The organism is Vibrio sp. D173a, from assembly GCF_030248475.1.
Window position 1 is genome coordinate 1 of sequence record NZ_JAHGAH010000750.1, and the last position, 727, is coordinate 727.

Genomic DNA, 727 nt, shown 5'->3' on the forward strand with positions numbered 1-727 from the left:
TCAAATCTATACAGATAAAGCTGATCAAGATAGCGGTGCGTCTTACCGATTTCCAATTCGTCTAGTTGCAGTAAAGGGTCAGTAAGATGAAAAAACTTATTTCTATATTATCTTTAGCGTTAGTTTCTCAGATGACTTTCGCAGCTCAAGAATGTTCTGTTGATTTTTCTAAATCTGCACCTAACACACGATACACGTACTCTGATGCTGGTATTGTGACAGATCTTAAAACAGGTCTAACTTGGATGCGTTGCCCGGTAGGTACAACTTGGGACAAGAACAGTGAAGCGTGTACTGGCGCAGCTGATAAAGTGACATGGCAGAGTGCGCTACTTACAGCAAAACAGATTCGTGATGAAAATGGCAATCATGCATTATATGAATTTGGCGGCAAAAAGAACTGGCGACTACCAAACATTAAGGAGTTAGTAGCACTGACAGAGCATGCTTGTTATGGACCCGCGCTGAACGGAACCGCATTTGCCAGTGGTTATGAACTAGAAGTAGGCGATTTGGCTGGCTATATTTGGAGCAGCACTCCACATGGTAATGGTTCGCAAGTAATCGCGTTTGATTCTGTTAATGGTGAGGTATATGAGTACGCACCTTCTGAAACTTACTCCATTTTACTGGTAACCGACGAAGACCAGTAACTGGACCCGATGTAAAAGCACCGCCAATATGGCGGTGCTTTTTTATGCATGTCTTCTTTTTATCTATACCTTAA

General features: G+C 42.2%; 1 protein-coding gene. It reads left to right on the top strand.

Going from position 1 to position 727, the window contains the following annotated elements; translation table 11 throughout:
• The first annotated feature begins 86 nt into the window (after positions 1-86).
• A complete protein-coding gene (locus tag KIV40_RS28990; RefSeq protein WP_285352682.1) occupies positions 87-653 on the top strand; it encodes a DUF1566 domain-containing protein in 567 nt (188 codons plus the stop codon).
• Positions 654-727: the final 74 nt, after the last annotated feature.

Bases quoted from the DNA above. Each gene is read 5' to 3' on its own strand.
- KIV40_RS28990 (WP_285352682.1), top strand. From the start codon at position 87: ATGAAAAAACTTATTTCTATATTATCTTTAGCGTTAGTTTCTCAGATG.